This window comes from Herbiconiux sp. FW305-C-125 (genome assembly GCF_058783455.1).
In genome coordinates this window covers 62,533-73,475 of record NZ_JBYSYO010000011.1, presented here as the reverse complement: position 1 = coordinate 73,475, position 10,943 = coordinate 62,533, and the positions used below count along the sequence as shown (strand labels likewise).

Genomic DNA, 10,943 nt, shown 5'->3' with positions numbered 1-10,943 from the left:
GACTTGCCGGAGAACAGCTTCGACACGCCTTCGCACCGGATCGCGGCGACTGCTGTCTCTGCCATGGGGTCTTCTCCTTCGGGAATCGGTACGCCGGGAATGGGTGTGCGGGGGATCAGTACTCGGCGGTGTACTGGTCGACGGTGTCCTGGAACACGAACGGCGTGCCGCCCGGCAGGGTGTCGGAGTCGGCCAGGTTGTAGAACACCGGCACCTTGTCGCCCTGCACGAGCCCGACGACGGCAGCGAGCGCATCCTTCGTCTCCTGACGGGGGAGCATCATGATGGTCGACTGCAGGGCGCCGCCCTTGACGTTCTCGAGCGCCCACTGGTCGCCGCCGAAGTCCCACACGTCGATGTCGGTGCCCGCAGTCGCCTGCACCACACCCCGGGTCATGCCCGAGAAGTTCGACATGATGACGTCGAGGTCGGGGTTGGCCTGCACGATGGTCTGCGCGGCCGAGAACGCCTGCGGGGTGGTGTAGTCGGTGGTCTGCTGCGCCACGACCTGCCACTTCGGGTCGTCGCCGAAGGCTTCGGCGGCCTGGAAGAAGCAGATCGTGTTCGCGTTGAGGTCGGGCCCGGAGATCAGGGCGATCTTCGCGCCGTCGGGGTAGGCGTCCTTCACCTTCTGCACCCAGTCGTTGTAGACGTCGAGGGTCTGCCCGCCGACATAGGTGACCGTTCCGGGCTCCCAGGTCTCCTCGCCGAGGTTGGTGGCGCGACCGCAGATGGGCAGGTTGAACACGGTGACCATGACGCCCTGGCTCGGGGCGTCCTTGGTGAGCAGCTTGCAGACCAGGTTGCCGTCGTTGGGCTCGACCGCGAACACGTTGTACTTGCCGCTGGTGAGGGCCGTCTGCATCTGGTCGTACTGCACCTGGGCGTCGAACTGGCCGTCGAACACGTCGAGCGAGAATCCCTCGTCGGCCGCGTAGCTCTGGGCTTCGTCGATGGCGGCCTGGAGGTACTGGTTGCTCGAGCCCGCCGAGAAGTACGCGACCTTCAGGTCGCTGACGTTCTCGACGGAGGGGGTGGGCTGGCCGCCCGCCCCGGCGGATGCGGATGCGCTGGCCTCGGCGGCCTCCTGGCTGGCGGTGGTGCAGCCGGCCAGGAGCATCGAAGCGCTCACGCCGATGATGGCGACGGTGGCGCCGATGAGCTTTCTCATGTGCTGGTCCTCTCGGTGATGCGAAGGATGTCGGGATGGAAGGGGGTGGTGCGGTGGAACGCGTGGAGCGGGTGGAGGCTCAGTCCTCTCCCCAGGTGTCGTAGATGTCGCTGAGGGGGGCGAACCAGGTGCCCGGGAAGGAGCTCATGTAGTCGATGAGCTTCTCGAAGCCGATCATGTGGTGGGCTCGGCCGATGGTCTGGGGGTGCACGGTGATGGCGAGCACCCCGCCCGGAACGTTGCGATAGGCGTAGTCGAAGTGGTCCTTGAAGCGCTGGAACATGACCTCGCTCGAGCCGAGACCCTGGTTCACGCCCGGGATGTACTCGGCCACCGGGAAGTCGTCGAGGAACCAGGAGACGGGGAACTCGAGGATGGGGCTGGCCGGCCCGAACGAGCTGCCCTCCTCCCAGCCCACGGTGACGGGCTTGGGGTGATAGGGCTCGAAGTCACGGCCCATGAGGGAGGAGTCCCATTCGAAGCCGAACTCCTCGAGCAGCGACAGGGTCTCGTCGGTGAAGTCCCAGGCCGGGGAGCGGTAGCCGCGCGGCCGCTTGCCGACGTACTTGTCGTGCAGCTCGAGGGTCTTCTCCATCAGCCGGCGCTCCTGGTCGCCCTCGAGCTTCGGTACGGGCTCGTGCCAGCAGCCGTGCGCGGCGATCTCGTGTCCGCCGGCGAGGATCGACTCGAAGCGCTCGGTGAAGGTCATCATGGTGTGCGCGGGGGTGCACCAGGTGGTGGTGATGCCGTAGCGCTCGAACAGCGACAGCAGGCGCGGCACGCCGACCTCGGCACCGAACTCGCCCCGCGAGAGGTAGCTCGGACTCGACAGGCCGAAGGTCCCCATCCAGACGCTGTGGGCGTCGAAGTCGGCGCCGATGCTGACGGCGAGCGTCTTGCCGTCGGGTAGGTGCAGGCTCATCTGTGTTCCTCTCGTGTGTTCGTGTGGTGTGCTCGGTGCTGTCGCTCAGACGGCCAGGAAGCCGCCGTCGACGACGAAGTCGGTGCCCGTGACGAACCGCGATTCGTCGGAGGCCAGGAAGACGCAGCCGTCGGCGATGTCGGAGACGTCTCCGCCGTGGCCCATCGGGGTGGAGCCGATGACGCGCTCGTTGGCGTCGGCCGGCTGCCGGTCGGTCAGCGGGGTGCGGATCCAGCCCGGCACCATGGAGTTGACCCGGATGCCCTGGCTCGCGTAGCTCACGGCCGCATTGCGTGAGAGCGACCGCACCGCCCCCTTGGCGGCGTTGTAGGCGGTGACGCCGACGCCGCCTACCACTCCCCAGTCGGAGGAGAAGTTCACGATCGAGCCGCCCCCGTGCTCGAGCATCGCGGGCAGGAAGGTCTTCATGCCGAGGAAGATCCCGGTCTGGTCGATGCGGATGACGCGTTCCCACTCCGTCAGGGACAGCTCGGTGATGGTCTCGTACCCGATCACGCCGGCCGCGCCGATGAGCACGTCGACCCGCCCGTAGACGCCGAGCACGTGGTCGGCGAACTCCGCCCACGACGTCTCGTCGCCCACGTCGAGACGTCGCTGGTCGATGCGCAGGTCGCCGGCGGGGCCGAACGGCGCGACGTCGCCCGCCACCACCCAGGCGCCCTCGTCGGCGAACCGGCGGGCCACCGCGCGGCCGATGCCCATGGCGGCCCCGGTCACGACGGCGACCTTGCCGTTCAGGCGGTGCGTTCCCGTGATCATCCGCGTGCCTCCGTCATCGGGCCAGGTAGCCGCCGTCGACCGGCAGGTCGACGCCGGTCACGAACGACGATTCGTCGGAGGCGAGGAACACGGCCGCCCAGGCGATGTCCTCGGGGGTGCCGGGCCGGCCGAGCGGGGTCGCGTCGAGGAAGACGGCGTTCACGTCGTCGGACTGACCGGCGGTCATGGGCGTCTGGATCCAGCCGGGCAGGAGGGCGTTCGCCCGGATGCCCTGCGGCGCGTAGGTGACGGCCGCGTTCTTCGTGAGCGTGAGCACCGCGCCCTTCGCTGCGTGGTAGGCGGCGATGCCCGGCACGGCCGCTGCGCCGCAGATCGAGGAGATGTTGACGATGGAGCCGCCGCCGGCGTCGATGAGGGCGGGGATCGTGGCCTTCATGCCGAGGAAGACGCCGGTCTGGTCGACGGCGACGATGCGCTCCCATTCGGCGAGCGAGGTCTCGTGCACCGCGGCGGGGCCGGTGACTCCCGCGTTGTTGACGAGCACGTCGAGCCGGCCGTGCCGGGAGGCGACGTCACCCACCAGGGCGAACCAGGCCGCCTCGTCGGTGACGTCGAGCGCCACCTGCTCGGCCACCGCGCTCTCCCCGTCGAACGGCAGCACGTCGCACGCGACGACCACCGCTCCTTCCGCGGCCATCGCCTCCGCGATGCCCCGGCCGATTCCTCGTGCCGCTCCCGTCACGAGGGCGACCTTGCCTGCGAGCCGTTCCATCCGATCCTCTCCCGGACGTCCTCCCCGAGGTCTTCCTGCGGGGTGGGTTCAGGTTAGGAACGGCGGCGCGCCGAGCAGATCGTGCGAATTACGTATAGTTCGTCACGGCCGGATCACGGCCGCGTCACGGCGTGATCGCGGTCGCCTCCGCGCGGGTCACGCCGGGATGGCGGTGCGGGTGCGCGTGAGCCAGCGCGGCGCCCGGAAGGTGGAGTCGGCATAGGGCGACGGGCTCAGGATGCGCTGCCGGCCATCCTGGATCTGGAACACCAGGTGGGCCATCGCGAGCGACGGGTCGACCGAGTGCCCCGGGTAGGTGAGCGCCGTCTGCGACTGCTCGCCGAAGTAGTAGACCCCGTTCACCCCGCGGTGGATGACGCCGCGGAGTTCTTGGGTGACGGCGGCGTGGTCGCGCGGATTCGCCGCCTGCGCCCAGGCCTGCGCCACCACCCGCACCCGGTCGTAGGCGATGCCCGCGTGCGAGCGGCCGGGGTTCTTGTCGAAGCGGTTGCGGTACTTCGTCACGAACGCGCGGGCCAGAGGGTCGGAGTAGGTACCGGTGACGGTGGCCCAGAGGATGCCCTCCGCGCGCTCGCCGAGGAGCTCGCGGAACTCGGGCACGCTCGGGGCGTAGACCGAGTAGATGAGGGTGTCGGAGGGCTGGTCGAGAAAGCGCTGCAAGAAGCTCACGGTGCCGTCGACCAGGTAGTGGCCGAGCATCACCGACGCGGGTTCGGAGCGGCGGATGCGCTCGGCCACCTCGGCCCACGACGACTCGCCGTCGGCGAACGGCCGCATCACCTCGAGCTGCCAGCCGCGGCGCTCGGCGATCTCGGAGGCGCGTGCGACGCCGAGGTCGGTGAGATCCCAGGCGCCCTGCACCACGACGAGCCGGTTCGAGGAGGGCATCCACTGGCCGCGGTCGCGCAGCTCGCTCATCACCTCGACGTACCGGGGTGCGTAGTTGGTGTCGCTCGGGCAGACCTGGAAGATGCGGCCGTACCGCTCGGGGTCGCCGAGTACCCGCTCCTCCATGGCGTTCATGGTGGCAGCGTGCAGGTAGGGGATGCCCGACTCGGCCACCACCTCGTGCGCCACCTCCTGGTGGGCGAAGTAGCCCGAGGTGATGACGTCGACCTCGCGCTCGGCGAGCGTGGTCATGGCGTGCCGGATGCTCGCCGCATCCATGATGTCGACGTCGACGATCTCCATCGCGAGCAGGCGCCCGTCGATGCCGCCGCGGGCGTTCAGCTCGTCGACCGCGAGCTGCGTGGCCTGGGCCATCTCGGTGCCGTCGGCCGCCACGAAACCGCGCAGGGGCAGCGCGGCGCCGATGACGAGCGGGCGGCGCACGAGCCGGGGCGCGTCGGCGACGGCGCGTCCGGCACTGGGACGGTGCGCGTCGGAGCGCGCGGCCCGGCCGATGCGCAACAGGTCGAAGCCCTCGCCGCCGCCCGGGAACGGCACCCGGATGAGCCCCTCGTCGACCGCGATGACGGCGGCCGAGGTGCGGCTGTAGACGCCGAGCTTGCGCATCACATGGTCGACGTGGGTGGTGACCGTGCGGGTGCTGAGCTGCAGGCGCGCGGCGATGTCGACGTTGGTGGCCCCGATGGCGACGAGGCTCAGCACGTCGAGCTCGCGCAGGGTGAGGGCGTACGGCAGTTCGTAGGAGGGGCGCCCCGATACCGTCGCCACCGCGTCGCCGGTGCCTCGGCGCACCTCGATGCGGATGCTGAGCGGCACCCGGCCCGTGACGGCGGCCGCGAGGAACGCGGCGTGCGACACGCCTCCGGCGATGAGGCCCCGGGCGATCTGCACGATCTCGGCGGGAAGGTCGTCGAGAGTGCCCGCGTCGACGGCCACGATCGACCCGTTCGCATCCACGTCGATGCAGAACTCCTCGGGTGTGCGCGCGGCGTCCATTGGACGAGATTAGCGCAAGGCGCTGGGAAATAAGGTCTGAAAACCAACCTTTGGCAATACCGGACAACGCGCGTGCGGCGCAATCGTGCGAATTACGGATGTCGCTCTGGTGCGAAGCCGTGCTGTAATGGTCGGCGCGACACCCTTTTCGACAACGATCGAGTTGGAGACCCAGATGGCCGAACTCACCGGATTCCTCGACCTGCACGAGCTGCGCGCAGCCGTCGCGGCGGGCGAGATCGACACCGTGCTCGTCGGCTTCACCGACATGCAGGGGCGGTTGGTGGGCAAGCGTGTGTCCGCACGGCTCTTCCTGGAAGACGTCGCCGAGCACGGCGCGGAGTGCTGCAACTACCTGCTGGCCGTGGACGTCGAGATGAACACGGTCGACGGGTACGCGATGTCGAGCTGGGAGCGCGGCTACGGCGACATGGCGATGATCCCCGACCTCACGACGCTCCGGCGCGCGCCCTGGCTCCCCGGCACCGTGATCGTCACGGCCGACCTGCAGTGGCTCGACGGCACCCCGGTCGCGCCGTCGCCCCGGCAGATCCTGCGCGAGCAGATCGCGCGGCTGGCCGACCGCGGGCTCGTGCCCTTCGTCGGCACCGAGCTCGAGTTCATCGTGTTCGACGACGGCTACCGCGAGGCCTGGCGCAAGGGCTATCGCGACCTGACGCCCGCATCCGACTACAACATCGACTACGCCGTGCTCGCCTCGACCCGCATGGAGCCGCTGCTGCGCGACATCCGCAACGCCATGGATGCGGCGGGCATGTACTCCGAGGGCGTGAAGGGCGAGTGCAACTTCGGCCAGCAGGAGATCGCGTTCCGCTACGCCGAGGCGCTGGCCACCTGCGACAACCACTCGATCTACAAGAACGGGGCGAAGGAGATCGCCGACGCCCACGGCAAGAGCCTCACCTTCATGGCGAAGTTCAACGAGCGCGAGGGCAACAGCTGCCACATCCACATCTCGCTGCGGGGCGCCGACGGCTCGGCGGTGTTCGCCGACCCGGCCGCCGACGACGGCATGTCGAAGCTCTTCCGGCACTTCCTGGCCGGCCAGCTCGCCGCGTTGCGGGAGCTCACGCTGCTGTTCGCCCCCAACATCAACTCCTACAAGCGCTTCGTCGACGGCAGCTTCGCGCCCACCGCCGTGGCCTGGGGCTTCGACAACCGCACCTGCGCGCTGCGCGTGGTGGGCCGCGGCCACGGCATGCGCGTCGAGAACCGGGTGCCGGGCGGCGACGTCAACCAGTACCTCGCGGTCGCCGCGCTGATCGCGGCGGGCCTGCACGGCATCGACAACGAGCTCGAGCTCGAAGACGCCTTCGCCGGCAACGCCTACGACAGCGACGCCCCGCGGGTGCCGTCGACGCTCCGCGACGCCGCCGAGCTGTTCGCCTCGTCGGAGATCGCGCTCGCCGCGTTCGGCGAGGAGATGGTGGCGCACTACGTCAACAACGCCCGCGTCGAACTCACCGCCTTCGAGGCGGCCGTCACCGACTGGGAGCGGGTCCGTGGTTTCGAGCGACTCTGACCGTCCGGTCATCGGGGTCACCACCTACCTCGAGCAGGCCCAGACCGGGGTGTGGGACGTGCAGGCGTCGTTCCTGCCCGAGGTGTACCTCAGCGCGGTGACGGATGCCGGCGGCATCGCCGTGCTGCTGCCCCCGCAGCCGGTCGACGATGACATCGCCCGCGCGGTGCTCGCCCGGCTCGACGGGCTCATCGTCTCCGGGGGAGCGGATGTCGACCCCCGCCGCTACGGGCAGGAGCCGCACCCGCGCACCGGCGCTCCGCGCACCGACCGCGACGACTGGGAGGACGCGCTGCTGCGGGCGGCGATCGAGACCGAGCTGCCGTTCCTCGGCATCTGCCGGGGCGCGCAGATGCTCAACGTCGCCCTCGGTGGCACCCTCGTGCAGCACCTGCCCGACCAAGTGGGACACGAGGGTTACCAGCCGGGCGCCGCCGTGTTCGGGACCGGCCGGGTGGCGGTCGAGCCCGGCACGCTGCTCGCCCGCACCCTCGGCGACGCGGCCGACCCGCTCGACGTGCAGCTCTACCACCACCAGGCGCTCGACCAGGTCGCCGACGCGCTCGTGGTGACCGCGCGCACCGCGGAGGGCGTCGTGGAGGCCGTCGAGCTACCGTCGTCGCCGTTCGGGGTGGCGGTGCAGTGGCACCCCGAAGAGGACGCCGCCGACCGGCGGCTGTTCGCCGGGCTGGTCGACGCGGCGCGCCGGCGACGCACCGCGCGGGCCCAGCGCGAGCGCGAGCGCGTGCCCGAGCCCGACCCCCTTGCCCAGCGCGAGCCCGAGGCCCACCCCCAGCCCCAGCCCCAGCAGACGAGGACCGAGAGATGAGCTACACCGTCGTCAACCCCGCCGACGAGTCGGTCGTGACGACCGTCGAGCATCTGAGCGCCGAGGAGAGCGACGAGTGCATCGCGCTCGCCGCCGTCGCGCAGCGCGAGTGGGCGGAGGTCGCGCCGGCCGACCGGGCCAGGGCGTTGCGCCGGTTCGCGGCGGCCGTCGACGGGGCGGTCGAGGAGCTCGCGCAGCTCGAGGTGGTGAACTCCGGGCATCCGGTCGGCCAGGCCCGCTGGGAGGCCGGGCACGTGCGCGACGTGCTCGAGTACTACTCGGCGGCGCCGGAGCGGTTGATCGGGCAGCAGATCCCGGTGGCCGGCGGCCTCGACGTCACCTTCCACGAGCCGCTCGGGGTGGTGGGCGTGATAACGCCGTGGAACTTCCCGATGACGATCGCTGCCTGGGGCTTCGCGCCCGCGCTCGCCGCCGGCAACGCGGTGGTGCTGAAGCCGGCGGAGTGGACGCCGCTGACGAGCATCCGCCTCGCCGAGCTCGCGCTCGAATCGGGGTTGCCTGAGCACCTCTTCCAGGTCCTGCCGGGCCGGGGCTCGGTCGTCGGCGAACGGTTCGTGACCAACCCGACCGTGCGCAAGGTGGTGTTCACCGGGTCGACCGAGGTGGGCAAGCAGATCATGGCGGGATGCGCGGCGCAGGTGAAGCGGGTCACCCTCGAGCTCGGCGGCAAGAGCGCCAACCTCGTGTTCGACGACGCCGACCTCGAGAAGGCCGCGGCCGCAGCTCCCTACGCGGTGTTCGACAACGCCGGCCAGGACTGCTGCGCCCGCAGCCGCGTGCTCGTGCAGCGGAGCGTCTACGACCGGTTCATGGAGCTGTTCGAGGCCGCCACCGCGGGGGTCGTCGTGGGCGACCCGGCGTCGGAGGCGACCGAGGTGGGGCCGCTCGTGTCGCGCGCCCACCGCGACGCCGTCGCCGCGTTCGTGCCCGACGGGGCGCCCGTGGCCTTCCGTGGTTCGGCGCCCGACGGTCCCGGCTTCTGGTTCGCGCCCACCGTGCTCACACCCGGGCGCGACGACCGCACGGTGAGCGAGGAGATCTTCGGCCCGGTCGCCGTGGTGCTGCCCTTCGACGACGAGGCGGAGGGGCTGGAGCTGGCGAACTCCGGCGAGTTCGGGCTCTCGGGCTCGATCTGGACCAGGGATGTCGGCCGGGCGCTGCGCGCGTCGCGGGCCGTCGCATCCGGCAACCTCTCGGTGAACTCGAACTCGTCGGTGCGGTACTCCACCCCGTTCGGCGGTTTCAAGCAGTCGGGGCTCGGCCGGGAGCTCGGTCCGGATGCGCCCACGCACTTCACCGAGACCAAGAACGTCTTCATCGCGGCCGACTGACCGCACGCAGCCTCGCGCCCAGGCGCGCCCACGAGCATCCACCAGCATCCACGAGGAGGACCATGACCGACATCGAACCCATCGACCTGACCCGGCGGCTCGCCGGCCGCGTCGCCGTCATCACGGGCGGCGGCAGCGGCATCGGCCTGGCCACCGCGCGCCGGCTCGCCGCCGAAGGTGCACGGGTGGTGATCGGCGACCGCGATCGCACCGCGGGCGAGAGCGCGGCCGCGGCCGTCGACGGGCTGTTCGTGCCGGTCGACGTGACCGACCGCGAGCAGGTCGACGCGCTGTTCGACACCGCTGCCGAGGAGTACGGTTCGGTCGACATCGCGTTCAACAACGCCGGCATCTCCCCGCCCGACGACGACTCGATCGAGACCACGGAGCTGCCCGCCTGGGAGAAGGTGCAAGACGTCAACCTGAAGTCGGTGTACCTCTGCTCGCGCGCGGCGCTCCGGCACATGGTGGCGCAGCAGCGCGGCTCCATCATCAACACGGCCTCGTTCGTGGCGGTGCTGGGCTCGGCCACCTCGCAGATCTCGTACACGGCGTCGAAGGGCGGCGTTCTGGCGATGAGCCGTGAGCTCGGCGTGCAGTTCGCGCGGCAGGGCATCCGCGTGAACGCACTCTGCCCGGGCCCGGTGAACACGCCGCTGCTGCAGGAGCTGTTCGCGAAAGACCCGGAGCGCGCGCAACGCCGGCTGGTGCACATCCCGGTCGGGCGGTTCGCCGAACCGCGGGAGCTCGCCGCGGCGGTCGCCTTCCTCGCCAGCGACGACTCGTCGTTCATCACGGGGTCGACGTTCCTCGTTGACGGTGGAATCAGCTCGGCGTACGTGACGCCGCTCTAAGCTGGCCGACATGTCCGTCACCTCCGGGGTTCCCGCCGAGCCACTCGGCGTGCTGAGCGCCGAGCTGCTGTTCCGCCCGGGGCGCACGAGCAACGCGTTCGAGGAGACGGTGCAGCGCCTGCTGCAGTCGATCCGCCTGGGCATCGTGCCGCCGGGCTCGCGGCTGCCGGCCGAGCGCGAGCTCGCCGGCATGCTCGCGGTGAGCCGCGACACCCTGCGGGAGGCGATCGCCGAGCTGGCGCGCTCGGGCTACCTGGTGTCGCGGCGCGGGCGCTACGGCGGGACCTTCGTGGCCGACACCATCCCCGCCGGGCCGGTGACGGTGTCGGCGACCGGGCTGGGCGGCCCCCGGGCGCTCGCGCCCGCCGAGATCGAAGACGTGCTCGCGCTGCGTGCCGTGCTCGAGGTCGGCGCGGCCCGCCGGGCGGCCGGTGGCGACCTCGGGCGCAGCGACCGCGACCGGCTCTGGCGCGCCTACGAAGACTGCCGTGACGCCGCCGAGCCGTCCTACCGCCGGCTCGACTCCCACCTGCATCTCCTGATCGCGGAGCTGGTGGGCTCGCCCACCCTCATCCCGCTGGTCGCCGACGTGCGCACCCGGGTGAACGAGCTGCTCGACCGCATCCCGCTGATGCCGTTCAACATCCAGCACTCCAACGAGCAGCACGAGCGCATCGTCGGCGCCATCCTGCACGGGCAGCCCGAGGCGGCGGCCGAGGCGATGGCCGACCACGTCGCCGGGTCGGAGTCGCTGCTGCGCGGGTTCCTCGTCTGACTGCCTGACTGCTGGTTCCGCGCAGCCGCACGGCCCGCGCACAGCCTGACGTTCCTAT

General features: G+C 70.8%; 10 protein-coding genes. 5 read left to right on the top strand and 5 right to left on the bottom strand.

Going from position 1 to position 10,943, the window contains the following annotated elements; genetic code table 11:
• Window positions 1-115 precede the first annotated feature (115 nt).
• The 5 genes from AC3WLB_RS20415 to AC3WLB_RS20395 all read right to left on the bottom strand — a co-directional run bounded on the left by AC3WLB_RS20415 (window position 116) and on the right by AC3WLB_RS20395 (window position 5,532).
• Complete coding sequence (locus AC3WLB_RS20415; RefSeq protein ID WP_492509156.1) at window positions 116-1,171, bottom strand: sugar ABC transporter substrate-binding protein; 1,056 nt, start codon at window positions 1,169-1,171, stop codon at window positions 116-118.
• 79 nt (window positions 1,172-1,250) lie between these two features.
• Window positions 1,251-2,093 (bottom strand): polysaccharide deacetylase family protein, encoded by an 843-nt coding sequence (locus AC3WLB_RS20410; RefSeq protein ID WP_492509154.1) that lies wholly within the window; start codon window positions 2,091-2,093, stop codon window positions 1,251-1,253.
• 45 nt (window positions 2,094-2,138) lie between these two features.
• Window positions 2,139-2,873 carry an SDR family NAD(P)-dependent oxidoreductase gene (locus AC3WLB_RS20405; RefSeq protein WP_492509152.1) on the bottom strand — a complete coding sequence of 245 codons (735 nt, stop codon included), beginning with the start codon at window positions 2,871-2,873 and terminating at the stop codon, window positions 2,139-2,141.
• A 13-nt stretch (window positions 2,874-2,886) separates the two neighbouring features.
• Entirely contained in the window at window positions 2,887-3,606 is a 720-nt protein-coding gene (locus tag AC3WLB_RS20400) for an SDR family NAD(P)-dependent oxidoreductase (RefSeq protein WP_492509150.1), read from the bottom strand.
• Window positions 3,607-3,762: 156 nt separating this feature from the next.
• Entirely contained in the window at window positions 3,763-5,532 is a 1,770-nt protein-coding gene (locus AC3WLB_RS20395) for an ABC transporter substrate-binding protein (protein WP_492509148.1), read from the bottom strand.
• 175 nt (window positions 5,533-5,707) lie between these two features.
• Between AC3WLB_RS20395 and AC3WLB_RS20390 the strand changes: the two genes are divergently transcribed.
• The 5 genes from AC3WLB_RS20390 (at window position 5,708) to AC3WLB_RS20370 (ending at window position 10,885) form a co-directional block, all read left to right on the top strand.
• A complete protein-coding gene (locus tag AC3WLB_RS20390) occupies window positions 5,708-7,075 on the top strand; it encodes a glutamine synthetase family protein (RefSeq protein WP_492509146.1) in 1,368 nt (455 codons plus the stop codon).
• Window positions 7,056-7,904 (top strand): gamma-glutamyl-gamma-aminobutyrate hydrolase family protein, encoded by an 849-nt coding sequence (locus AC3WLB_RS20385; RefSeq protein WP_492509144.1) that lies wholly within the window; start codon window positions 7,056-7,058, stop codon window positions 7,902-7,904. Before AC3WLB_RS20390 ends, AC3WLB_RS20385 begins: the two co-directional genes overlap by 20 nt.
• Window positions 7,901-9,256, top strand: a complete 1,356-nt coding sequence (locus AC3WLB_RS20380; RefSeq protein WP_492509142.1) for an aldehyde dehydrogenase family protein — start codon at window positions 7,901-7,903, stop codon at window positions 9,254-9,256. The genes AC3WLB_RS20385 and AC3WLB_RS20380 overlap by 4 nt, the downstream gene beginning before the upstream one ends.
• Window positions 9,257-9,318: 62 nt before the next feature.
• Window positions 9,319-10,110: a 3-oxoacyl-ACP reductase gene (locus AC3WLB_RS20375; RefSeq protein WP_492509140.1), complete on the top strand. Its 792-nt coding sequence runs from the start codon at window positions 9,319-9,321 to the stop codon at window positions 10,108-10,110.
• A gap of 10 nt (window positions 10,111-10,120) precedes the next feature.
• Complete coding sequence (locus AC3WLB_RS20370) at window positions 10,121-10,885, top strand: FadR/GntR family transcriptional regulator (RefSeq protein ID WP_492509138.1); 765 nt, start codon at window positions 10,121-10,123, stop codon at window positions 10,883-10,885.
• Window positions 10,886-10,943 lie beyond the last annotated feature (58 nt).